The following is a 22,373-nucleotide window of genomic DNA, read 5'->3' on the forward strand; positions in this document are numbered from 1 at the left end:
CTGCCTACCTATAATCAGCTGATCCCCTCAGCCTCTTCACAAGGAGGCGCCGGCATGAATGCGCGTGGTGGCTTGCTCTTGCTCTGCCTGGTGCTGGCGGTAGGCGGCTGCGCCGGCAAGCGGCCCACTGCGCCGCCCCCGGTCGCTCTGAGTGTCGGTGCCTGGCAGCAGGTCGATCGCGAACTGATCAACGCCTCGCTGGCTGCCACCGGCTCGGCCAACGACTATGCGCGGCGCTCGATGCGGGTGTGGAAGGACGAGGTGCAGAAACGCACCGAAAGCGACTTCATCCCGTGGTTCACCGGCTACTGGACGCAGCAGTGGCTGACCCTAAAAGTCGCCTGGTACAAGATGAACAGCGGCAACGGTGCCGAGCCACCCGAAAAGCGCCTGGCGCTGTATCTGCAGGAGCGGTATCACCAGCGCGTACTCGAGCCGGTGGCACGGGAGATCAACCCCGAAGCCATCCGTGATCGCGCCAGCGAGCTGTACCTGCAACTGTTTGCCCAGCAACTGACGGCCATCATCCAGCGCTACAACGCCCCGCCCGACCAGCTCAGCCAACGCCTCACGCGGGTCAAGGCAATCGCACTGGGCCCACCCGCTGCTCGGGATGCCAGCCTCTATCAACTGCTCAGAGCCAAACCCCTGGCACAGCAACCAGCCTGGCTTGCGCTGCGCCTGCACCTCAATCAACAGGCAGCCAAACTCGCCAGCCAGACTCAGCTCGGCCTGTCGTCTGTGGCCACTCGCGCCAGTGAAAAGCTCACCGCCACCCTCGCCCCACGCGGTATTGCCAGTGCGGTCGCGGCGGCAGTGGGCAAGGCCGCCGGGGCGTTGATCTCGGTAGCCGCCACCGGCATCGCGATGATCAGCCATGACCAAGAGCAACCGCAGATGGTCGAGCAACTGCGGGTGATCCTCAACGTTGCCCTCAACCAGGAGTGGCGAGAGCTGATGGACAACCGCCAGAGTGGGGCGATGTCCGGGGTGTATTACCTGTCGGGGCAGATCGAGGATGGCCTGCTCCTCAAGCAGTAGCCATGGCCGAGGTGGGCAGGCCGAACAGGCGATCAAAGGCCCAGTTGTAGGCAAAGGTGTAGCACGGCACCAAGATAATGAACGCGAGATCTACCACCAGTGCTTCGAGCAGGGTCATGTCCAGCCACCAGGCAATCAGCGGGATCAGGTACACCACCAGGGTCAGCTGAAAACCAATGGCATGCGCCAGCCGCCGCGCCACGCTGCGCCCGCGCTTGCTCTGGCGCGCCTCCCAGTACTCGAACAGGCTGTTGTAGATCAGGTTCCAGAGCATCGCGATCGTGGTGATCATCACCGCCAGCGGCCCGGTATGTGACGCCTGGGTGTCGGACAGATACGCCAGCCCGAGTGTCGACATGCACAGGCCGATCAGCTCATAGAAAGTCACGTAGACCAGTTTGCGTTTGACACCTTGCACAGCGTTTACCTCAAGTGTTGCGTTCACCGAAGGCGCACAGGATGCTTCAGCAGACTTGACAGGAAAAGTCAGCTGCTATCAGCTTTGCTGACAGGAGCCTACCCAATCATGAATTTTTCCAGCGATACGATTCAGTTGTTTCTTGCCGTCCTCGACCACGGCTCGTTCTCGGCCGCCGCCCGCGCCTTGCGCCGGGTGCCATCGGCGGTGAGCATGGCAATCGGCAATCTCGAAGCTGAGCTTGGCTACCCGCTGTTTCAGCGAGGCCCGCGTGAGGCCCGCCCTACCCCGCAAGCACTCGCACTCGAGCCTCATGCACGGCTGATCGGCGACCAGCTGGGCCGCTTGCAGGTGCATGCGCTGGAGCTGTCCAGAGGGCTGGAAAGCAGCCTGGCCATTGCGGTAGTGCCGGACATCGACCACCAACCCCTGCTGCAAGCCATTGCGACCTTGAGCGCACGCTACCCGCTGCTCGACGTTGAGCTGATCAGCGCGCCGCAGGATGAGGCCCTGCACTTGCTCGACAGTGCACGGGTGAGCCTGTGCCTGGCGTTTGCCGAGCTCAAGGTCGACTCGCGTCGCAGCTTTCACAACATCGGCAAGGAGTCGCTACTGGCAACCCTGGCACCGCATCATCCGGCCCTGAACGGCAAGCGCATCCGCTACCTCGAAGACCTGGTCAATGTGCGCCAGATTCTGGTCTGCAGCAGCGAGCTGCCACTGGCTGATCCACGCACGCTGATCGGCGCCGCACACTGGCGCAGCAACAGCCTCGATCTGGCCCTGCAGATGGTCGAAGCAGGCTTGGGCTGGGGTGACTTCCCGGCCTCCCGAGTCAGCCCCCTGGTCGCCGCCGGGCGCTTGCTGCAGCTGGATTTCGGCAATACCCAGAACGCCCTGGAGCTGCCCGTGCATGCTTATTGGAGCAAACAGCAGCCGCTGGCGCAGGGCGCGCGAATGCTGGTCGAGCTGTTGACTGAGCATTAGCCGCAAGGCAAACCAGCCCACGCTCACCGTCCGTCGCCATGCACTAAATAAAGCCGCACTGCCCTATCAGCTTTATCCAGCTTGAGCCGATAGAAATCAAGTAAGCCGTCATCGCGTCACAAGCGCCCGGCGTCCTCTCAACATGGCTCAAGGTCTCGAAACATGAACCTGAAGTTCCGCCACAAGATTCTCCTCAGTGCCTGCGGTGTCGTGGTGCTGGCATTTGCCCTGTTCACCCTCTACAACGACTACCTGCAGCGCAGTACGATCCGCCAGAACCTGGAATCGTCGGTGCAGCAGGCCGGCGCCTTGACTGCCAGCAGCGTGCAAAACTGGATGAGTGGACGCATCCTGGTGCTGGAAAACCTCGCTGAAGACATTGCCGAACAAGGTGCTGGCAGTAACCTGGCCGGACTGATCGGCCAGCCTTCGTACACCCGCAACTTCCTCTTCACCTACCTGGGCCAGACCAATGGCGTATTCACCCAGCGCCCTGACGAGAAGATGCCTGACACCTACGACCCGCGTCAGCGCCCCTGGTATAGCGCGGCTGTCAGCGCCGGCCAGACCCTGCTGACGCCGCCCTACCAGAGCGCGGTCGGCGGCCTGGTGGTGACCATTGCCACCCCGGTCAAAGCCAAGGCCGACGACCAACTGCTCGGTGTGATCGGCGGCGACCTGTCGCTTGACACCTTGGTCGAGATCATCAACTCGGTCGACTTCGGCGGCATCGGCCATGCGTTTCTGGCCGACCGCGACGGCCAGGTGATCGTCAGCCCGGACAAGACCCAGGTGATGAAAAACCTCAAGGACATCTATCCAGCCGCCAACCTGCGCGTCGAGCCAGGCATGCAGGACGTGGTGCTCGATGGCCAGGAGCGGCTGATCTCGTTCGCCCCGATCAACGGCCTGCCTTCGGCCAAGTGGTATATCGGCCTGTCCATCGACAAGGACAAGGCCTATGCGGCGCTGAGCCAGTTCCGCACCTCGGCGATCATTGCCATGCTGGTTGCCGTAGCGGCCATCGCCGGTCTGCTCGGTTTGCTGATCCCGGTATTGATGCGCCCGCTGACCACCATGGGCCGCGCCATGCGCGACATCGCTGAAGGCGAAGGCGACCTGACCCGCCGCCTCACCGTGCAGAACCAGGACGAGTTCGGCGAACTGGCGACCTCGTTCAACCGCTTCGTCGAGCGTATCCATGCCTCGATCAGCGAGGTGTCCTCGGCCACCCGCCTGGTCCATGACCTCTCGGAAAAAGTCGTCAGCGCCTCCAATGCCTCGATCAGCGGCTCGGAAGAGCAAAGCATGCGCACCAACAGCGTCGCGGCGGCGATCAATCAGCTCGGTGCCGCGACCCAGGAAATCGCCCGCAACGCCGCCGACGCCTCGCAACATGCCAGCGGCGCCAGCGACCAGGCCCATGACGGCCGCCAGGTGGTCGACGATGCCATCACGGCGATGACCGCACTGTCGCTGAAGATCAGCGAGTCGTGCGAGCAGATCGAAATCCTCAACACCAGCACTGACGACATCGGCAAGATCCTTGATGTGATCAAAGGGATTTCCCAGCAGACCAACCTGCTTGCACTCAACGCTGCCATCGAAGCTGCCCGCGCCGGTGAAGCCGGCCGTGGCTTTGCCGTGGTTGCCGACGAGGTGCGCAATCTTGCCCACCGTACGCAGGAGTCGGCAGAAGAGATTCACCGCATGATCACCAGCCTGCAGGTCGGTTCGCGTGAGGCGGTGCACACCATGAACGCCAGCCAGGTCTCGAGTGAGCAGACCGTGCAGGTCGCCAACAAAGCCGGTGAGCGGCTGGCCAGCGTCACGCAGCGGATCGGTGAAATCGACGGCATGAACCAGTCGGTGGCCACCGCCACCGAAGAGCAGACCGCCGTGGTCGAGAGCCTCAATCTGGACATCACCCAGATCAACACCCTCAACCAGCAAGGCGTGCAGAACCTCAACGAGACCCTGCAGCACTGCGATGCGCTGAGCCAGCAGGCTGGGCGTCTGAAGCAGCTGGTCGGCAGTTTCCGTATCTGATCCAGCCCCGCGTAAAAAAGCCCCGCGCCAGCTACGGCGCGGGACTCGCCCGCAACACCCTCCCGCACCCGGTTATAACCTAATAACCAACAAATCTATTTGGCTATATCAACTACCTATATGCTTGCGCTCATCCGATCACGGGCAAGTTGGGCAGTCGAGTAACGTATGGATGTAGGTTCTTTCGGTTTCACCATTGCAGGGCTAATCGTAGGTTTCATCGTTGGCATGACTGGCGTTGGCGGCGGGTCGTTGATGACGCCGATCCTGCTCTGGTTTGGCGTCAACCCTGCAACTGCCGTGGGCACCGACCTGCTCTATGCTGCTATCACCAAGGCCAGTGGCGTCTGGGTGCACGGGCGCAACAAGAACATCGACTGGAAGATCACCGGCTGGCTCAGCCTGGGCAGTGTGCCTGCGGCAGCAGTTACCCTGTGGTTCCTCAGCACGCTGCATGCCGACACCTCGGCGCTGAATGCGGTGATCAAGCAAGGCCTGGCTGTGGTGCTGATCCTGACCGCGCTGGCGCTGCTGTTCAAATCGCGCCTGCAGGCCTTTGCCAGCCGCCATGCCGGCGACCACTATCACCTCAGCGATCGCACCCTCAACGGCCTGACCGTGTTCACCGGGGTGATCCTCGGCGTGATGGTGACCCTGACCTCGATCGGCGCCGGTGCCCTGGGTACGGTAGCGTTGTTCCTGCTGTACCCGTTCCTGGTTACCCGCCGCCTGGTCGGCACCGAGATCGCTCACGCCGTGCCGCTGACGCTGGTCGCGGGCCTTGGCCATGCCGGCATGGGCAACATGGACTGGTCGCTGCTCGGTTATCTGTTGCTGGGCTCGCTGCCGGGCATCTACCTGGGCAGCCACCTCAGCGGGCGCATCTCCGACAACGTCCTGCGCCCATGCCTGGCGGCGATGCTGCTGCTGATCGGTTACAAGCTGGCGTTCTGACCTTCTCCCGGGGCTGCCGCGCAGCCCCTGCCGTTACTTGCTGGCGCGCCACAGCACCGGCCAGTATTCCGAAGAAACCTGCGCACAGCGGTCCATCTTGGCCAGGCTGAGCAAGCGCATGCGCTCACCGTCGTAGCGCCAGATCTCGTTGACACCGCAGTCGCCAATTCCGCGGCCTTTGTCGAAGCCATACAGCTCGCCGCTGTTCGAATCGAACGCGACATAACCGGTCAAGCGGCTGTCGACCACCTCACTTGCCGGCGCCTCGAACGGTAGCTCGCTGATCATGTAAGGCGCTGCGCGGCCAACCCGGTACAGCGTGTACGAGCAATTGTAGGCGCCGCATTCCGAACTGATCAGAGCCAGCGCGTAATGGCTGTCAAGTGGCTGTAGTTCGAGGCTGCGCACACCCTCTTGATCAAATACATCGCCGTCGGCCTTGGCTTTGGCCATGACCGCGCTACGCATCTGCGTAGCCTGCTCAGGGTCCAGCGCGGGCGCTGCGGTGAACAGCGGCAGCTTGGCCATAGTGAGTGCTGGTGGCACGCTGGCATCTGCGGCAGCGCCGGGGCGCACCAATGCGCTGGCATGGCCGATACGGCCTTGCACCGAATCGATCAGCAGCAGCGCCGCACTGATGCCCAGCAGCGATGCCTGCAACTCGCCGTCGCTGCTGGCCGCTGTCAGGCGCTCGCCGTTGCGCAACTGGCGCACGAGCGCGGCGCCGGCCTCACCGTCCAACTGCAGGACGGTCTGATATTCGTCGCGCTCCTTGTGCCAGCTGGCCGTCAACGGCTGGCCGTCGAGCAGCGGTAGCGAGTCCCAGGCCGCGCCGCCGACCACGCGCAGGCTCAGCGCACCGTTCAGACCAGCCTCGCGGTGCACCACCAGCCACAGCGAGTTGGCATCTTCCTGCGCTGCGGCGACGGCGGTACAGGCGCGGGTGTTGTCGCAGCCAACGATCCAGTCCTTGATCTGCCGATATACCGGTACCGGCTCCGGGCCAGCCGCTACGGCCAGGCTCGGCAGCAACGCGAGGCCGAGCAGGGCTGCCCGGCATGGGAGGGTTACGTGCATCATGCTGATTCCTGTGCAGTCCTTGAGGTGCCCTGAACGGGCCTGACGATCATTGCAGATGCGCCGCCAAGTGCAACCGGGCGTTGCCAGGATTTGCGTCAGGTCACAGCAAACGCACTCGCCACTGCCCGTTGAAGCTCAGCTGAAGTTTTGCCAGGGGCAGTACATCGATGCGCTGCAGAGCAGCCAGCGGGCAGTCGAGCAGTTGCCCAAGCACAGCCCTGATCACCTGAGGATGAGTCACTGCCAAGGTCGAGCCAGGGCTATTGAATGCCGCAAGCCAAGCGGCCACTCGTTCGCTCAGCTGAGCCAGGGATTCGCCGCCGTGGGGGGCACTGTAGGGATCGCTCAGCCACTGCGCCAGCGTATCCGGCTGCTCGCGCTGCAACTGTTTCAGCGTCAATCCCTGCCAGCGACCCGGATCAGCGTCGGCCAAGGCTGGCTCAATCATCACCTGATCGCCCAGCACACCGGCGGTGTCGAGGGTGCGGCGCTCGGGCGCTGACAATACCTGCGTGTAATCAGCCATCAGCTCAGCGGCAGAGGGCAGCGCCAGCAGCGCATCATCAGGGCAGGCCATACGGCCGAGCCGCTGGGCATCGGTCAGTCCATGGCAGATCAAGGTCAAGCGAACAGCTTTCACCGGTGTCCTCCAACGCAGGCTTCAGGCGCGCTGATACTACGCTGCCACCGCCACCTTGCGGTAGGATGCTGTCTAGATGCCATACCCTTCTACCCGAGCCGCCCATGCCCCACACCCCCAGCCCGCTTCTGCTCGCACTGCGCGCAGGTACCCAAGCCTGTCACCAGCGTCTGGAAGCCCGCTTGCCGTTTTTCCGTGATGACTTCGACCTGCCTGCCTATCGACGGCTGATGCAGGCTTACTATGGCTTCCATGCCCCGCTACAAGCGCTACTGGCAGATCATCAAGGCAGCGAGCGGGCCAAGACCGCAGTGCTCGAACATGACCTTCTGGCGTTGGGCCTGAGCCGCGCAGAGGTTGCCGCCCTGCCCCGCTGTCAGGCGCTGCCGGCAACTGCCGATGAAGCCAGCGTGCTCGGCGTAATGTATGTGATCGAAGGCTCGACCCTGGGCGGTCAGGTGCTCAAGCGGGCGATGGCCGAGCGCCTGGGGATCGACAGCGACCACGGCGCGCGCTTTCTCGACGTGTACGGGCCACTGACCGGTGCGCACTGGCGCAGTTTCCTGCAGCGCCTCGACCAGCCTGCCGCCAGTCACCCGCAGACGGTGGCCGCCGCCATCGCTACGTTTGAGTGCTTCGAGCACTGGCTGCAGGACTGCGGCGTGCTGGCCTGATCAACCGAACAGGTGCAGCACACTCCACACCGGTATTGCCGCCACCAGCGCTACGGCGAACCTGGGCCAGTACGGCAGCAGCATCACCAGCACTACCGCCGCCAGCGAGATCACCCCAAACCAGGCCACCGCGCCCATCGCCCAGCCCCAGGCCTGAGCGCACAGCAGCAAGCTCAACAGCAGCCCCAGCCAGCCCAGCGCGCGCAGGCTCAGGCGCAGCGCTGGCGACGGTGACCGTTGCCACACCTGTTTGTAATGGCGCTCCAGCCCCTGACACAAACCGAGCATGCCGGCATAGGCAAACAGCAGGCTACCCGTCACCAGACTGATCATGCCTTGGCCTCCATTGTGCGCGCTGCGCGCGGCTTGACCACCGCCGGTTTGGGGCACGCCACACGCCATGCCGCCAAGGCCAGGCCAATACCCAACACCAGGCCCGTGACCTCGACACCCAGGCGCAGGTGGTCGACGCCGCCGGCAAAGATACCCAGCACACCCAGACCACCGCACAGCACGGCGCAAAGTGCCAACTGCTCGACCCATGCCTGTTTGGCAGGGCGCACGCCGGCATGCAGCAACGCCAGCAGCCACAGGCCAAAGAACGCCCGCACTTCCCAAGCCTCACGTTGCGCCAGCTCCGCTGGCAACAGTCGGCTGGCCCACAGTAAGCCGACACAGGCGACCATCAGGCCGCTGATAAAGCCGACGTTGCACACTTCAGCCACGCGATACCAACGTCGCGCCGCCGCATCGGCACGGCTGTCGGCAGGTGCATATTTGCGCCCACGCTTGACGCAGAACAGCACCAGCCCGCTGGCGATCATTGCGCAGCTGATCAAGCCGCAGATGAAGTACAGCCAGCGCATCGGGTAACCACCAAACTGCGCAAAATGCAGCCCGGCCATGACCCGCTGAGTCAGCGGCGCCGGGCGCAGTTCAGGGACGTCGCTGAGCAGCCTGCCGCTGACACCGTCGAACACCATTGCATTGCCTTTGGTCAGCGCGATGCGGTTACCCAGCACCGGCCGCACTTCGATCAGCGCCGCGGCGGTGTTCGGGTTACGAATGCCAATGCTGCCAATTGGCCCGAGACGGGCTTCGGCCTGGGCCAGCAGCGGCGCCAGTTCGACCAGATCGGCGGGCGTCTTGGCCAGCCGTCGCGGTTGTTCCACACGGGCATTGCCCTGGGCCTGGAAGTACGCCCGGCTGTCGCCCTCGAACACCGCGTCCACGCCTGCGGGGATGTAGATCATCATGAAAATCACCAGGCCGGTGTAGGTGATCATCAAGTGAAACGGCAGCAGCAACACCGCGCTGGCGTTGTGAAAGTCCAACCACGAGCGCTGGCCTTTGTCGGGGCGGAAGGTAAAGAACTCCTTGAAGATCTTCTTGTGAATGACGATGCCGCTGATCAACCCCGCAAGCATCACCAGCGCCAGCGCGCCGACCACGAAGATGCCCCAGTTGCGCGGCAGGTCGAGGGTGAAGTGGAAGCGGAAGAAGAAGTTGCCGCCGACGCTGTCACGTACGGCAAGCGGCTCGCCGCTGTTCGGGTCGAGCGGCACCACCACGCCGTGGCGGCGATCGCCGGTGGAGACGCTCAAGCCCGGCGAGCGTTCGGTCGGCAAGCTGATACCCCAGTTGCCGGCGTTGGCTTGGTGCTGTTGCAGGTAACTGATCGCGCGCTTGGCGACATCGGCCTGGGACACTGTACTTGCCGGGATTTCTGGCTGCATCCAGTGGCTGAGCTCTTTGTCGAACACCGCCAGGGTGCCGGTGACAAAGATCGCGAACAGCAGCCAGCCAAAGATCAGCCCGGCCCAGGTGTGCAGCCAGGCCATCGATTGAGTGAAGGTGTTTTTCATGCCAGCCACCGCAGCGCCTGCGGCCAGAAGCCAATCAACGCCAACGGCACCGCCAGCGCCAGTGGCGCCCAGGCGCGCAGCGCGTCACGGCTGGCGAAGGCCCAGAGAATCGCCAGGGTATAGAAGACGAACGCCGGCAGCGTGGCGACGATCACTGCGTCCGCCGGCGACAGCGGCAGGATCCGCGCCAGGCAGGCGGTGCTGGCATAACTGAAGGCGTAGCCACCCAACAGGGCTGCGCCGCTGCGCGACAGAATGCGCAGCCAGGTTGGGGTTTCGCTCATCAGAAGGTCCTTGTGCCGATCGATCAGAACGAAATATTCAACGAGGCAAACACGGCGCGCCCAGGCTGGTTATAGGTGTTGGCGCCGGAACTGCTGGCGTTGCCGCCGCGCAGGATCTGCTTGTCGAAGACGTTGTTCACGCCCACGCGAACATCGTAGTTCTGGTTGAATTTGTAGCCGGTGCTGATATCCACCAGGCCGTAGGCTTCCACATCCTGCTGTGCTTCCAGGTCGTAGTCCTGCTGGGTGCGGTAGTTGTAGCTTGGCGATTTCTGCTTGCCGAAGTAGGTGCCGGCGAGCTGGAACGACAGCTTGTCGGTGGCGCGCCAGTCGAGGGTGGTATTGACCGTGTACTCGGGGATCACCGACAGCGGCTCGCCGGTTTCACGGTTGTCGTTGTCGAGCATCCAGGTCAGGTTGGTGTTCCAATCGAGCGTCGGGCTCAGCTCGATGAAGAAGTTGCCCTCGATGCCTTCGACCCGCGCTTCGCCGGCGTTTTCCCACTGGGTAACGCGACGGCCACTGTTGATCGCATAGATCACGTCGGTGCCACCGATGATCTTGTTCTGGTAGTCGTTACGGAAGTACGTCGCACTGGTGCGCCAGGTGCCGCGGTCGTACTGCAGGCCGATTTCCTTGTTGACGCTGATTTCCGGCTTGAGGTCGCTGTTGCCCTGCAGGTAGCAGCCACCGGAGTTGGTCTGGCCGACGCTGCAACCGTTGCCGCGGCTGTACAGCAGGTAGTTGGAGTTGTACTGGTACAGGTTCGGCGTTTTGTAGGCACGGGCAATGCCGCCCTTGACGGTCAGCGCCTCGGTCAGCTTGTGCGACAGGTTCAGGCTTGGGCTGAGGTTGTCACCGAAGGCTTCGTGGTGATCCAGGCGCAGCCCGGGGGTGACGGTGGTGTCGCCGATGATGACGTTGTCTTCGACGAACAGCGCGTAGCTCTTGGCAGTCATCTTCGAGTTGCTGCGATCAAAGCCACTGATCGCATCGCCGCCGCTGCCGCTCGGGTCGAAGCTCTGCGGGCGGAACGAGCCCTGGTCGTTGAGACTCTCGTACAGGTATTCGCCGCCCAGGGTCAGCACGTGTTCGGTGCTGCCCATGGCGAACGGCAGGTTGACCTCACTGGTCAGGCGCGTGTTGCGCAGCCGCGACATAGCCGCACCACTGTCGTTGATCGCGCCTTCCGGGCCACCGGCGAGGCCTTCGTTGAGGCGCCAATTGCGCACGTACTCGTAGGCCAGCACGGTCTTGCTGGTGCCCCAGCTGAAGTCGCCCAGGTGGGTCAGGTCGTAGGTGCTGCGCTGCATGATGTTGGTCTCCTTGCCGTACAGGCTGGAGATCAGATCAACGTTGCCGCCGCCGTTGCTGTTCATGGTGTCGCCGGCGTAGATGTTGCCTTGGCGGCTGTAACCGCTACTCATCTCGAGGCGATGCTCGTCGTTGAGCTTCCAGCTCAGCAGGCCGTTGATGTCTTTGTTGCGCACCCCTTCGCGGCCGCCTACGAGGGCACTGTTGGCCGCGTCGGCATTGATGTCGAGGTCATCGGCATCGGTCTTGGCCAGGCCGCCGAACAGACGGAAGCCAAGGTTTTCGGTCAGGCCACCGCTGAGGTTGAAGTTGGTCCGCCGGCTCATGCCCTCGGCGCTGTCTTCCGGCAGCTGGGTGTAGACGTTGACGTTGCCCTTGAACTCATCGGTCGGACGCTTGGTAATGATGTTGACCACCCCACCCATGGCCCCGGAGCCGTAACGCGCCGCCGCCGGGCCCCGCAGGATCTCGATGCGCTCGACCGCTTCGGCCGGCACCCAGTTGGTCTCGCCGCGGGTATCGCGATCGCCGTTCCAGCCGTAGCGCACGGCGTTGCGCGCATTGGACGGCTTGCCGTCGATCAGGATCAGGGTGTTTTCCGGGCCCATGCCACGCAGGTCGATCTGGCGGTTGTTGCCACGCGCGCCGCTGGCGCTGTTGCCGGTCAGATTGACCCCAGGCTCGCGGCGGATGATGTCGGACAGGTCATTGGCGGGCGGGCGGCGCTTGATGTCTTCTTCGGTAATGATCGACGAACCGAGCGCCTGACGCGCCTCACGTTCGGCGGTAACCAGAGTGTCCTGGATGATCAGTGCATTGCTGTCGAGCGGGACGTCCAGCACCTCGGCGTTTTGCTGCTCGTCGGCGTGAGCCGGCGCGACCAGCAGTGCTGGTGTGGCCAGGGCAACAAAAGCCAGGGCCAGGCCATTGGGTGAGGTTCTGGATTGCATCGACACATCTCCTGATCATGGGCAAATGCCAACCCCGACCAGGAAACCGAAGAGCCCACACCCTCCGGCCTCTCAAGCAGTACTTGGGGGGCCAATAGGGATGTGGAATATAATGATTCTCAAATGACTTTAAATCTTATTTACGAAATTTACAGATTGGGTGGGGAACTTGAACATTTTGGGGCCGCGTAGTGCCCCCAAAATCTGTCAGACCACCAAAATGTCAGGACTTGAACCGCCCAACCAACCCATTCAACTCCTGTGACAGCTGCGACAACCGCCCGGAGTCAGCCTGCGCCGAACTGGCCAGGCCCTCGACCAGCTGCGCTTCGTCATAGATCTGCTGAATATGCCGGTTGATCTCTTCGGCAACGCTGTGCTGCTCCTCCGCCGCCGCGGAAATCTGCAGGTTCTGGTCGCGGATTTCGTTGACCGACAACTGAATCCCTTCAAAGCTGTCGCGCGCACTCTCGATCGACGACACGCTGGCCCGCGACAGATCCAGGCAGCTGTCCATCTTCTCCGAGACCTCTGCAGTCTTGCTGCCGAGGGTATTGAGCAGCAGGTCGATTTCGCCCGTGGAGTCAGCGGTACGCTTGGCCAGCGCGCGCACTTCATCAGCCACCACGGCAAAGCCGCGGCCCTGATCACCGGCGCGGGCAGCTTCGATCGCAGCGTTCAACGCCAGCAGGTTGGTCTGCTCGGCAATGGCGCGAATGGTGCCGAGGATCTGGTTGATGCTGCGACTGCCCTGCTCCAGCTCGACCATCGCCTGGGACGACTCGCTCAAGCGCATGCCGAGGCGGTTGACGTTGGCGGTGGTCTGCTCGATCTGTTGCTTGCCCTCAGCGACACGGCGGTGGCCGTTTTCGGCAGCATCGGCAGCGCTGCTGCACGAGCGCGCAACTTCGTTGGCGGTGGCGACCATCTCGTTGAATGCAGTGGACACCAGTTCGACTGCTTCGCGCTGACGCCCGGCGGCTTCGTTCATGTTGCTCGCCACCTCGCTGTTGACCCGCGAAGCGTCCTCAAGATTGCTCGACGCAGCGCCGATGCGCTGGATCAGCTGGCGAATCGCCGCCAGGAACTTGTTGAACCAGCCGGCCAGCTCGGCGGTTTCATCCTTGCCCTGCACCTGCAGATCTCGGCGCAGGTCACCCTCGCCTTCGGCGATCGACTGCAAGCCGGTGCTGACCTGGCCGATGGGCTTGACGATCAGCTTGGAGAACGCCGCCGCGATCACCGCAAACACCAGCGCCAGCAAGATGACGATGACTGCCGTGAGATAGCTCATGCGCGTGGCAGCAGCCATCACTTCCTGCTTCTCGATCAGGCCGACAAAGCGCCAGCCCAGGCCTGGCGAAGTCCATACGTTGGCCATGTAGTTGACGCCATCGATCTCGACTTCAGTCGAGCCCTGCGCGGTTGCTGCCAAATGCGCGTAAGGCTCGCCAAGGTCCTTGAGCTGCTTGAAACTGTGGCTGGCGTCGCGTGGGTCGACCAGCACCGTGCCGTCTTCGACCAGCATCACGTAACCGCTGTCGCCGAGCTTGATGCTCTTGATCAGCTCGGTGAGGTTTTTCAGCGAGACGCTGACGACGAACACACCCTTGGGCTTGCCGGCGTCATCGAGCAATGCCCGCGCAGTGCCGACCAGCGCCACATCATCCTTGTCGTAGTAATAGGCAGCGGTGCGCACGGTCTTGTTCGGGCTGGCCATGGCCGCCTTGTACCAAGGCCGCGTGCGCGGATCGTAGTTGGCAAGCTTGGGATCATCCGGCCATTTCGCGTAACTGCCGTCTTCCAGGCCGATGGACAGAATCGCCGCGGCCGGGTGAGTCGAACCATAGCGGGCGAATTGATCAATGACCTGCTGCGCTGCTGCCGGCATTGGCTGGCTGGCGGCGTCGGTACTGGTGTACTGTTTTAAAGTACTTACTGAAGTGTATACAGGATCAGCGGACAGTTGATCGACGTTTTGTGTAGTAGCATCAAAGAACTGACGCATGTTGCCGTCTATCTGGCGGATTTCCCGTGTGCTGCCATCGACAAACTGTTCAAGTGCATCGGCGCGGATATTCAGCACCGATATAACCCCGACCACGCTGACTGGGATAAAGGCTACCGAGACGAAGGCAAGGATCAATTTGGTTTTTATTTTCACTGTCACGACCATCCATGTAGGGCGGGGGCAAATGGCCGCTGCTGGGCAGTAGTGGCGACCTGCTACTCACACTGTTTCGGCCGCACGGATCTATATCTTTAGCCAATCTCCTGTACACAATTTAACTGTCGATTGTTGTTGATCCACTAGTCAACTTTACCGACGACCCCGGGCCGCTGGTCGCCGCCAGCTTGACCGGATTAAACCGCAACTGTTTACTGTATGCATATACAGCTAAAGCAAGCCGGCATGCCACCCTCCACCTCACCCGTATTCGCCCTGATTGACTGCAACAGCTTCTACGCCAGCTGCGAACGGGTGTTCCGCCCCGACCTGGTACGCACGCCGATCGTGGTACTGAGCAACAACGACGGTTGCGTCATTGCCCGCAGCGCCGAGGCCAAGCAATGGGTAAAGATGGGCCAGCCGTACTTCCAGGTGCGGGATGTGCTACGCCGTCATGGCGTGGTCGCGTTCTCGTCCAACTACGCCTTGTACGGCGACATGAGCCAGCGGGTGATGACGGTGATCGAAGGTATGGTCCCAGCTTGCGAGGTGTACTCCATCGACGAAGCCTTCGCCGACCTCAGCGGCGTGCCAGGCGACCTTGAGCAACTGGGCCGGGACATCCGCGAGCGGGTGCTCAAGTACACCGGCATCCCGGTCGGGGTTGGCATCGCCGGCACCAAGACCCTGGCCAAGCTGGCCAATCACGCGGCCAAGCGCTGGACCGCGCAAACCGGCGGGGTCTACGACATGCGCGACCCGGTACGGCGCGACTGGGTGCTGAAAAAGTGCCAGGCCTCAGACGTCTGGGGTATCGGCCCGCGCATGGCGGCGCACCTGACCGCGCTGAACATCCGCAGCGCCTGGGACCTGGCCCAGGCCGACCCGTGGAGCCTGCGCAAGCAGTTCAGCGTGGTAGTTGAAAAAACCGCCCGCGAATTGTCCGGCACGCCCTGCCTGGAACTGCAGGCGCAGGAGCCGCCGCGCCAGGAAATCTGCTGCAGCCGCATGTTCGGCGAGCGGGTCAGCGAGTTGCAACCGATCAGGCAGGCGGTGGCGACCTACGTCATGCGCGCCACCCAGAAACTGCGCGCGCAACGCTCGCTGGCGCGCAAGCTGCGGGTGAGCATCCGCACCGGCATGTTCAACCCCGAAGAAGCCAAGTACGCCAGCGGCGTAGTGGTGCAACTGCCCTACCCCACCGACGACGTACGGCTGCTTACGCGCATGGCGCTGGAGGCCGTAGACACGATCTTTCGTCTAGGCTTTCGCTACAGTAAGGCCGAGGTGTTGTTGATGGACCTGTGCCAACCGGGAGAGTTTTCAGATGACCTGTTCGCCCCCAGACAATCGCCGACTTGTGATCGCCTGATGCAGGTGATGGATGACATAAACGGGCGCTGGGGCGCGGGCACCATGCGCGCGGCCAGTGTGCCAGCGGCACCGGATTGGGAGATGCGCCGAGAGTTGATGAGCCAGAGTTTCACCACCCAATTCAATGCACTCTGGCGTGCCCGATCTTGAACTCAAGCCTTGGGATCGTGGCTGCGCACGCTGAAGGTGACCACGCCCCAGATCGCCAGCTCGTCGCCCTCGAGGATATACCGCGGGGCAAAGCGCGGGTTGTCCGAGCGCAGCACCACCTGCCGGCCGACCCTGTGCAGCCGCTTGCACAATGGCTCGCCATTGACGGCGGCGATCACCACATGGCCGTGCTGGGCTTCGATCGAGCGATCGACCAGCACCAGGTCGCCATCGAAGATGCCCGCGTCCTGCATGCTGTCGCCGTCTATTCTCACCAGGTACATATGCGGCGCGCGCAGGTTGAACAGCTCGTCCAGCGAGATCGGCTGCTCCATGTGGTCCGCCGCAGGCGAGGGAAAGCCTGCCGGCACGCTGAACAGATAGCGTGACAGCGCGCCTGCGCTGGCTGCGATGGGGCCAAGGATGGTAGTCATGGGGCACGCCTTGCAATTAAACTGTACGGATATACAGTTAATCGGGCGCCACGGCTTTGGTCAATTTCGGCGTAGGAAATTTCGACAAGTGGGAGACCTGCAATGTGCGGACGCTTTGTTCAGTCGCAAGGCCTGGCCGATTATCTGCGCGAGCTGGACGCCGAGCAGGATGTCATCAGTGGCTACGACAACGTGCCGATCGACCGCTACAACGTCGCCCCGGGCAGCCGTGTACTGATCCTGCACAACGCCGCCGAAGGCCTGCGCATCGACCCGTGTCATTGGGGCTGGGCGCCGTTCTGGGCCACCGGCAAACGCCCAGCGCCGATCAATGCACGGGTCGAGACGGTGACTACCGGCAAGTTCTTTCAACCGCTGTGGCCGCAAGGCCGGGCACTGGTGATGGCCGATGGTTGGTATGAATGGGTGGTCGACCCGGCCGACCCCAAGCGCAAGCAGCCGTATTTCATCCGTTTGAAAAGCCAGGCGCCTATTTTCATGGCAGCGTTGGCGCAGGTGCAAGCCGGGCTTGAGCCGAACGAGGGCGATGGCTTCGTGATCATCACCGCGGCCAGTGATGAGGGCATGCTCGATATCCACGACCGCCGCCCGCTGGTGCTGGCGCCGGAACAGGCACGTGCCTGGCTCGACCCGCAATTGCCCGCTGAGCAGGCTGAACGGCTGGCCCGTGAGCAGTGCTTGCCGGTGGCTGATTTCGAGTGGTTTGCGGTCAGCAAAGACGTAGGCAACATGCGCAATGAAGGTGCCCAGTTGCTGGTGCTGGAAACAGTGCAAGGAACGCTGTTCTAGGCAGAAGGCAGCGGCTGGACGCCGCTGCCTGCCTCCTCTGGTCAACCCTCCGCGAGGGCCTCACGCACCAGACCGTCCACGCCCTCGTCGGGATGTGCCTGCATCCACTCGACGATCTGTTTGCGCATCAGCGGGGTCCAGAAGCTGTGAATATGCTGGCGTACCCCCTGCACCGCCAGCGTCCGGTTGGGCTCGCTGTCAAAGTAATGGGCGATCTGGTTGGCCATTTTGACCAGACTGTCGACACTCATCGGCGTACCTCGGCAGTTTCCTGTTGCTCGCTGTTGCGCCGCTCCTGCAGCAGGCGCCGTTGTTCGTCACTGAACGCCTGATAACGCTGCTGCCATTGCGACGGCTGCGATACACGCACCACCTCCACCGCCGTAACCTTGTACTCGGGGCAGTTGGTGGCCCAGTCGGAGTTGTCGGTGGTGATGACGTTGGCGCCCGACTCGGGGAAGTGGAAGGTGGTGTACACCACCCCCGGCGCAACCCGGGTACTGACCTGAGCACGCAGCACCGTCTGCCCGGCGCGGCTGCCAATACCGACCCAATCGCCCTCGACAATGCCGCGGCTTTCGGCATCGCTTGGGTGAATCTCAAGCCGGTCCTGGGCATGCCAGGCGACGTTTTCGGTACGCCGTGTCTGCGCGCCGACGTTGTACTGGCTGAGGATGCGGCCAGTGGTCAGCAGCAGCGGGTAACGGCTGTTGACCTTCTCGTCGGTGGGCACGTAGCCAGTCAGCATGAAGCGGCCCTTGCCGCGCACGAACTGGTCGATGTGCATGGTCGGCGTGCCGTCTGGCGCCGCTTCGTTGCACGGCCATTGCAGGCTGCCATGGCGCTCCAGTTCGCTGTAGCTGACGCGGTGGAAGCTCGGCGTCAGCCGGGCGATCTCGTCCATGATCTCTGACGGATGACGGTAGTTCATCGGGTAGCCGAGGGCATTGGCCAGGGCCATGGTGCCTTCCCAGTCGGCCTTGCCGGCCAACGGCTGCATGACCTTGCGCACCCGCGAAATACGCCGTTCGGCGTTGGTGAAGGTGCCATCTTTTTCAAGGAACGAACTGCCCGGCAGGAACACGTGAGCAAACTTGGCCGTCTCGTTGAGGAAGATATCCTGCACCACCACACATTCCATCGCCCGCAGCGCGGCCGTCACGTGCTGGGTGTTGGGATCGCTCTGGGCGATGTCTTCGCCTTGGCAGTACAGCGCCTTGAAGCTGCCATCCAGCGCCGCCTCGAACATGTTGGGGATGCGCAGGCCTGGGTCAGGCTGCAGGGTCACACCCCAGGCCTGCTCGAACTCGGCACGCACGGTGGCATTGGAGATGTGCCGATAACCGGGCAGCTCATGCGGGAACGAGCCCATGTCACACGAGCCCTGGACGTTGTTCTGCCCACGCAGTGGGTTCACCCCTACCCCTTCACGGCCGATGTTGCCAGTGGCCATAGCCAGGTTGGCGATGCCCATCACTGCGGTGCTGCCTTGGCTGTGCTCGGTCACGCCGAGGCCGTAGTAGATGGCCGCGTTGCCAGCGCCGGCATACAGCCGGGCTGCCGCACGGATCTGCTCGGCCGGTACGCCACAGGTCGGGCCAAGGGCTTCGGGGGCGTTCTCCGGCAGGCTGACAAAGTCGCGCCAGCGAGCGAACTCCGGCCCTTCACAGCGGGCATCGATAAAGCCCTGATCAAGTAGCCCTTCGGTAACGATCACATGGGCAAGTGCGTTGAGCATGGCCACGTTGGTGCCGGGGCGCAGTTGCAGGTGCAGCTCGGCGCGGGCATGCGGCGAGTCGACCAGATCGATCCGCCGAGGGTCGATGACGATTAGTTTGGCGCCTTCACGCAGGCGGCGTTTGAGCTGCGAGCCAAACACCGGGTGCGCGTCGGTTGGGTTGGCACCGATCACCAGGATCACGTCGGCCTGCATCACCGAGTCAAAGCTCTGGGTGCCAGCGGATTCGCCCAAGGTCTGTTTGAGGCCATAACCGGTCGGCGAATGGCAGACACGTGCACAGGTGTCGACGTTGTTGTTGCCGAACGCCGTGCGCACGAGTTTCTGCACCAGATAGGCTTCTTCGTTGGTGCAGCGGCTGGAGGTGATGCCGCCGATCGAGTCGCGCCCGTACTTGAGCTGAATGCGGCGCAGCTCGCTGGCTGCGTAGGTGACCGCCTCGTCCCAGCTGACCTCTTGCCACGGGTCGTCAATGTGCTTGCGAATCATTGGTTTGGTGATGCGGTCCGGGTGGGTCGCGTAACCCCAGGCGAAGCGGCCTTTGACACAGGCATGGCCATGGTTGGCACCGCCGTTCTTGTCCGGGACCATGCGCACCAGTTGGTCGCCTTTCATCTCGGCGCGGAATGAGCAGCCCACGCCGCAATAGGCGCAAGTGGTGATCAACGCACGTTCTGGCTGGCCAAGTTCGACCAGGCTTTTTTCAGTCAGGGTTGCGGTTGGGCAGGCCTGCACGCAGGCGCCGCACGACACGCACTCGGAGGTGAGGAAGTCGCTACCGCCAGCCGCCGCTACTCGCGAGTCGAAACCGCGACCGGTAATGGTCAGAGCAAAGGTGCCCTGAATGTCTTCACAGGCGCGCACACAGCGGCTGCAGACAATGCACTTGCTCGGTTCGTAATTGAAATATGGGTTGGACAGGTCCTTGGCGTCGGCAAGGTGGTTGGCGCCTTCATAGCCATAACGCACCTCACGCAGGCCAACCTGGCCGGCCACGGTCTGCAACTCGCAGTTGCCGTTGGCCGAGCAGGTCAGGCAGTCCAGCGGGTGATCGGAGATGTATAGCTCCATCACATTGCGGCGCAGGTCGGCCAGGCGTGGCGTCTGCGTGCGCACCACCATGCCCTCGGTGACCGGTGTGGTGCACGACGCCGGGTAACCGCGCATGCCGTCGACTTCAACCATGCACATGCGGCACGAGCCAAAGGCTTCGAGGGTATCGGTGGCACACAGTTTGGGGATGTTGGTGCCGAGCAACGCGGCGGCGCGCATCACTGAGGTGCCAGCGGGCACGCTGATGGCGCGGCCGTCGATATTCAGGCTGACCTGTACCTGGCTTTCACGCGCGGGGGTGCCGAGGTCGGCATCACTGGCGGGGTCGAAATAATTGATCATTGGGCGGCCTCCGGGCTGGCCAGACCGAAGTCGGCAGGGAAGTGCTTGAGGGCGCTGGCCACGGGATATGAAGTCATCCCGCCCATGGCGCATAGCGAGCCGTATTGCATGGTGTCGCACAGGTCGTGCAGCAGGTTGGCCTGGTCGGCGCGGTAGGCCGGGTCGCTGCTGGCGATCAAGCGGTCGACCACCTCCATGCCGCGGGTCGAACCGATTCGGCACGGGGTGCACTTGCCGCAGGATTCTTCAGCGCAGAACTGCAAGGCAAAGCGCGCCATATTGGCCATGTTCAGGGTGTCATCAGCGACGACCACACCGCCGTGGCCGATCATCGCGCCAAGCGCGGCGAACGCTTCGTAGTCCAGCGGCGTATCGAACTGGCTCGGCGGCACCCAAGCGCCCAATGGCCCGCCGACCTGAGCGGCTTTCAGCGGACGCCCGCTGGAAGTACCACCGCCGTAGCCTTCGACCAGCTCGCGCAAGGTCAAGCCAAATGCACGTTCGACCAGGCCGCCATAGCGCACATTACCCGCCAGCTGGAACGGCAAGGTGCCCAGCGAACGGCCCATGCCGAAGTCGCGATAGAACTGCGCGCCCTTGGCCATGATGATCGGCACCGAGGCCAGGGTGAGCACGTTGTGCACCAGCGTCGGCTGGCCGAACAGGCCTTCGAGCGCCGGCAGTGGCGGCTTGGCGCGGACGATGCCGCGCTTGCCTTCGAGAGATTCGAGCAGCGCGGTTTCTTCACCGCAGATATACGCGCCAGCGCCGACCCGCACCTCCAGGTCGAACGCCACACCGCTGCCGGTGGTATCCAGATAGCCCGCCTCACGGGCCAGCAACACCGCCTCGTTGAGCGCGTGGACGGCATCCGGATATTCCGAACGCACGTAGATGTAGCCCTTGCTGGCACCCACCGCCAGCCCGGCGATGATCATGCCTTCGATCAGCAGAAACGGATCACCCTCCATCAGCATGCGGTCGGCAAACGTCCCCGAGTCGCCCTCGTCGGCGTTGCATACCACGTACTTCTGCACCGCCGGAGCATCGCGCACCGTGCGCCATTTGATCCCCGCCGGAAACGCCGCGCCGCCCCGCCCGCGCAGGCCGGAATCGAGCACTGCCGCGACCACCTCTGCCTGCTCCAGCAACGCAGCTTTGGCCAGGCCTTCGAAGCCGCCGTGGTTGCGGTAATCGTCCAGCGACAGCGGCCGGGTGATACCGGCACGGGCGAACAGCAAACGCTGCTGACTGCTCAGATACGGGATCTGCTCGACCAGGCCCAGCGCCAACGGATGCTCAGCCGGCGCCGCCGTCAACGCATCGAACAGGCCCGCGACATCTTCGGCAGCCACCGGCCCAAAGCCCTGCCGGCCCTCAGCGGTTTCCACCTCAAGCAACGGTTCCAGCCAGTACAGCCCGCGCGAGCTGGTGCGGTGAATCTGTACCTCGACCTGCCGCCGTTGCGCCTCGGCGCTGAGCGCGTCGGCCAACTGATCGGCGCCCACTGCACGCGCCACCGAGTCGCAGGGAACAAAGAGCTTCAGCATGGCTTCACCTCCTGCAGGCAGCCGCTTACCAGTGCGCTCAAGCGCTCCGGCGTCAGCCGCGCATGCACCTGGCCATCCAGTTCCAGCGCTGGCGAACAGGCGCAGGCCCCCAGGCAATACACCGGTCGCAGGCTCACTGCGCCGTCGGCACTGGTGCCGTGATCATCCAGCCCCAACTGCTCGCGCAACTGCGCCGCCAGCGTCTCGGCGCCACGGCTCTTGCAGGATTCGGCCCGGCACAGGCGCAGGATATGCCGCGCTGGCGGCGCGGTACGGAAGTCATGGTAGAAGGTGATCACCCCGCGCACCTCAGCCTGGCTGAGGTTCAGTGCATGGGCGATATCCGGCACGGCGGCATCGGGGATATACCCAACGCCGGCCTGGATCGCATGCAGGATCGGCAACAGCGCGCCGGGGGTTTCACGGTGGTGATCCAGCACACGCTGGATCACGGGCAGGTCAAGCGTCTCATCAGACATACAGCGGACCTCGGCGT

General features: G+C 63.3%; 20 protein-coding genes. 7 read left to right on the forward strand and 13 right to left on the reverse strand.

Going from position 1 to position 22,373, the window contains the following annotated elements; all coding sequences use genetic code 11:
* The first annotated feature begins 54 nt into the window (after positions 1-54).
* A complete protein-coding gene (locus HU736_RS08615) occupies positions 55-1,041 on the forward strand; it encodes a hypothetical protein (protein ID WP_225912993.1) in 987 nt (328 codons plus the stop codon).
* Here the strand turns inward: HU736_RS08615 and HU736_RS08620 are convergent.
* Positions 1,031-1,459, reverse strand: a complete 429-nt coding sequence (locus tag HU736_RS08620; RefSeq protein ID WP_150570772.1) for a PACE efflux transporter — start codon at positions 1,457-1,459, stop codon at positions 1,031-1,033. The two genes, HU736_RS08615 and HU736_RS08620, sit on opposite strands and share 11 nt — an antisense overlap.
* A 108-nt stretch (positions 1,460-1,567) precedes the next feature.
* Between HU736_RS08620 and HU736_RS08625 the strand changes: the two genes are divergently transcribed.
* From HU736_RS08625 to HU736_RS08635, 3 genes are all read left to right on the forward strand, one after another.
* Entirely contained in the window at positions 1,568-2,446 is an 879-nt protein-coding gene (locus HU736_RS08625; RefSeq protein ID WP_186699400.1) for a LysR family transcriptional regulator, read from the forward strand.
* Positions 2,447-2,608: 162 nt separating this feature from the next.
* The gene (gene mcpA / locus HU736_RS08630; RefSeq protein WP_186699402.1) at positions 2,609-4,495 is read left to right on the forward strand and encodes a methyl-accepting chemotaxis protein McpA; all 1,887 of its coding nucleotides are present in this window, start codon (positions 2,609-2,611) and stop codon (positions 4,493-4,495) included.
* Positions 4,496-4,663: 168 nt separating this feature from the next.
* Positions 4,664-5,449 carry a sulfite exporter TauE/SafE family protein gene (locus tag HU736_RS08635; protein WP_103437975.1) on the forward strand — a complete coding sequence of 262 codons (786 nt, stop codon included), beginning with the start codon at positions 4,664-4,666 and terminating at the stop codon, positions 5,447-5,449.
* Between the two features lie 33 nt (positions 5,450-5,482).
* Here the strand turns inward: HU736_RS08635 and HU736_RS08640 are convergent, their stop codons facing one another.
* Together HU736_RS08640 and HU736_RS08645 are read right to left on the reverse strand one after the other, a co-directional pair.
* Positions 5,483-6,529, reverse strand: a complete 1,047-nt coding sequence (locus HU736_RS08640) for a DUF1176 domain-containing protein (RefSeq protein ID WP_186699404.1) — start codon at positions 6,527-6,529, stop codon at positions 5,483-5,485.
* Positions 6,530-6,629: 100 nt separating this feature from the next.
* Positions 6,630-7,169, reverse strand: a complete 540-nt coding sequence (locus HU736_RS08645; RefSeq protein ID WP_186699406.1) for a histidine phosphatase family protein — start codon at positions 7,167-7,169, stop codon at positions 6,630-6,632.
* Positions 7,170-7,273: 104 nt separating this feature from the next.
* Between HU736_RS08645 and HU736_RS08650 the strand changes: the two genes are divergently transcribed.
* Positions 7,274-7,843, forward strand: coding sequence for a biliverdin-producing heme oxygenase (locus tag HU736_RS08650; protein WP_186699408.1), 570 nt, complete (start codon positions 7,274-7,276; stop codon positions 7,841-7,843).
* Here HU736_RS08650 and HU736_RS08655 read toward each other — a convergent pair whose 3' ends face one another.
* The 5 genes from HU736_RS08655 to HU736_RS08675 form a co-directional block, all read right to left on the reverse strand.
* Positions 7,844-8,176 (reverse strand): DUF3325 domain-containing protein, encoded by a 333-nt coding sequence (locus tag HU736_RS08655; RefSeq protein WP_186699410.1) that lies wholly within the window; start codon positions 8,174-8,176, stop codon positions 7,844-7,846.
* Positions 8,173-9,708, reverse strand: coding sequence for a PepSY-associated TM helix domain-containing protein (locus HU736_RS08660; RefSeq protein ID WP_186699412.1), 1,536 nt, complete (start codon positions 9,706-9,708; stop codon positions 8,173-8,175). The genes HU736_RS08655 and HU736_RS08660 overlap by 4 nt, the downstream gene beginning before the upstream one ends.
* Positions 9,705-9,992 carry an iron transporter gene (locus HU736_RS08665; RefSeq protein ID WP_186699414.1) on the reverse strand — a complete coding sequence of 96 codons (288 nt, stop codon included), beginning with the start codon at positions 9,990-9,992 and terminating at the stop codon, positions 9,705-9,707. The genes HU736_RS08660 and HU736_RS08665 overlap by 4 nt, the downstream gene beginning before the upstream one ends.
* Before the next feature lie 23 nt (positions 9,993-10,015).
* Positions 10,016-12,256 carry a TonB-dependent siderophore receptor gene (locus HU736_RS08670; RefSeq protein ID WP_186699416.1) on the reverse strand — a complete coding sequence of 747 codons (2,241 nt, stop codon included), beginning with the start codon at positions 12,254-12,256 and terminating at the stop codon, positions 10,016-10,018.
* A 223-nt stretch (positions 12,257-12,479) separates the two neighbouring features.
* The gene (locus tag HU736_RS08675) at positions 12,480-14,420 is read right to left on the reverse strand and encodes a methyl-accepting chemotaxis protein (RefSeq protein ID WP_186699418.1); all 1,941 of its coding nucleotides are present in this window, start codon (positions 14,418-14,420) and stop codon (positions 12,480-12,482) included.
* 249 nt (positions 14,421-14,669) lie between these two features.
* Here HU736_RS08675 and HU736_RS08680 point away from each other — a divergent pair, with 249 nt between their 5' ends.
* On the forward strand, positions 14,670-15,950 hold the full coding sequence (locus HU736_RS08680) for a Y-family DNA polymerase (protein ID WP_186699420.1): 1,281 nt from the start codon (positions 14,670-14,672) through the stop codon (positions 15,948-15,950).
* A gap of 2 nt (positions 15,951-15,952) precedes the next feature.
* Here HU736_RS08680 and HU736_RS08685 read toward each other — a convergent pair whose 3' ends face one another.
* Positions 15,953-16,384 (reverse strand): LexA family protein, encoded by a 432-nt coding sequence (locus HU736_RS08685; protein ID WP_186699422.1) that lies wholly within the window; start codon positions 16,382-16,384, stop codon positions 15,953-15,955.
* A 102-nt stretch (positions 16,385-16,486) separates the two neighbouring features.
* Between HU736_RS08685 and HU736_RS08690 the strand changes: the two genes are divergently transcribed.
* Positions 16,487-17,194, forward strand: coding sequence for an SOS response-associated peptidase family protein (locus HU736_RS08690; protein WP_186699424.1), 708 nt, complete (start codon positions 16,487-16,489; stop codon positions 17,192-17,194).
* Between the two features lie 41 nt (positions 17,195-17,235).
* Here the strand turns inward: HU736_RS08690 and HU736_RS08695 are convergent, their stop codons facing one another.
* Genes HU736_RS08695 through HU736_RS08710 form a run of 4 tightly spaced genes read right to left on the reverse strand, consistent with a single transcriptional unit; the run spans position 17,236 to position 22,356 of the window.
* The gene (locus HU736_RS08695; protein ID WP_103438003.1) at positions 17,236-17,445 is read right to left on the reverse strand and encodes a formate dehydrogenase subunit delta; all 210 of its coding nucleotides are present in this window, start codon (positions 17,443-17,445) and stop codon (positions 17,236-17,238) included.
* Positions 17,442-20,327 carry a formate dehydrogenase subunit alpha gene (gene fdhF / locus HU736_RS08700; protein ID WP_186699426.1) on the reverse strand — a complete coding sequence of 962 codons (2,886 nt, stop codon included), beginning with the start codon at positions 20,325-20,327 and terminating at the stop codon, positions 17,442-17,444. Before fdhF ends, HU736_RS08695 begins: the two co-directional genes overlap by 4 nt.
* Complete coding sequence (locus tag HU736_RS08705) at positions 20,324-21,877, reverse strand: formate dehydrogenase beta subunit (protein ID WP_186699428.1); 1,554 nt, start codon at positions 21,875-21,877, stop codon at positions 20,324-20,326. The genes fdhF and HU736_RS08705 overlap by 4 nt, the downstream gene beginning before the upstream one ends.
* Positions 21,871-22,356, reverse strand: a complete 486-nt coding sequence (locus tag HU736_RS08710; protein WP_103438819.1) for a formate dehydrogenase subunit gamma — start codon at positions 22,354-22,356, stop codon at positions 21,871-21,873. Before HU736_RS08710 ends, HU736_RS08705 begins: the two co-directional genes overlap by 7 nt.
* Between the last annotated feature and the right edge of the window lie 17 nt (positions 22,357-22,373).

Source organism: Pseudomonas shirazensis (assembly GCF_014268785.2).
Classification (GTDB): Bacteria; Pseudomonadota; Gammaproteobacteria; order Pseudomonadales; family Pseudomonadaceae; genus Aquipseudomonas; species Aquipseudomonas shirazensis.

Coding starts and splice junctions, on each gene's coding strand:
- HU736_RS08690 (WP_186699424.1), top strand. CDS start 16,487: ATGTGCGGACGCTTTGTTCAGTCGCAAGGCCTGGCCGATTATCTGCGC.
- HU736_RS08665 (WP_186699414.1), bottom strand. CDS start 9,992: ATGAGCGAAACCCCAACCTGGCTGCGCATTCTGTCGCGCAGCGGCGCA.
- HU736_RS08680 (WP_186699420.1), top strand. CDS start 14,670: ATGCCACCCTCCACCTCACCCGTATTCGCCCTGATTGACTGCAACAGC.
- HU736_RS08615 (WP_225912993.1), top strand. CDS start 55: ATGAATGCGCGTGGTGGCTTGCTCTTGCTCTGCCTGGTGCTGGCGGTA.
- mcpA (WP_186699402.1), top strand. CDS start 2,609: ATGAACCTGAAGTTCCGCCACAAGATTCTCCTCAGTGCCTGCGGTGTC.
- HU736_RS08705 (WP_186699428.1), bottom strand. CDS start 21,877: ATGCTGAAGCTCTTTGTTCCCTGCGACTCGGTGGCGCGTGCAGTGGGC.
- HU736_RS08635 (WP_103437975.1), top strand. CDS start 4,664: ATGGATGTAGGTTCTTTCGGTTTCACCATTGCAGGGCTAATCGTAGGT.
- HU736_RS08625 (WP_186699400.1), top strand. CDS start 1,568: ATGAATTTTTCCAGCGATACGATTCAGTTGTTTCTTGCCGTCCTCGAC.
- HU736_RS08670 (WP_186699416.1), bottom strand. CDS start 12,256: ATGCAATCCAGAACCTCACCCAATGGCCTGGCCCTGGCTTTTGTTGCC.
- HU736_RS08660 (WP_186699412.1), bottom strand. CDS start 9,708: ATGAAAAACACCTTCACTCAATCGATGGCCTGGCTGCACACCTGGGCC.
- fdhF (WP_186699426.1), bottom strand. CDS start 20,327: ATGATCAATTATTTCGACCCCGCCAGTGATGCCGACCTCGGCACCCCC.
- HU736_RS08710 (WP_103438819.1), bottom strand. CDS start 22,356: ATGTCTGATGAGACGCTTGACCTGCCCGTGATCCAGCGTGTGCTGGAT.
- HU736_RS08640 (WP_186699404.1), bottom strand. CDS start 6,529: ATGATGCACGTAACCCTCCCATGCCGGGCAGCCCTGCTCGGCCTCGCG.
- HU736_RS08695 (WP_103438003.1), bottom strand. CDS start 17,445: ATGAGTGTCGACAGTCTGGTCAAAATGGCCAACCAGATCGCCCATTAC.
- HU736_RS08685 (WP_186699422.1), bottom strand. CDS start 16,384: ATGACTACCATCCTTGGCCCCATCGCAGCCAGCGCAGGCGCGCTGTCA.
- HU736_RS08650 (WP_186699408.1), top strand. CDS start 7,274: ATGCCCCACACCCCCAGCCCGCTTCTGCTCGCACTGCGCGCAGGTACC.
- HU736_RS08655 (WP_186699410.1), bottom strand. CDS start 8,176: ATGATCAGTCTGGTGACGGGTAGCCTGCTGTTTGCCTATGCCGGCATG.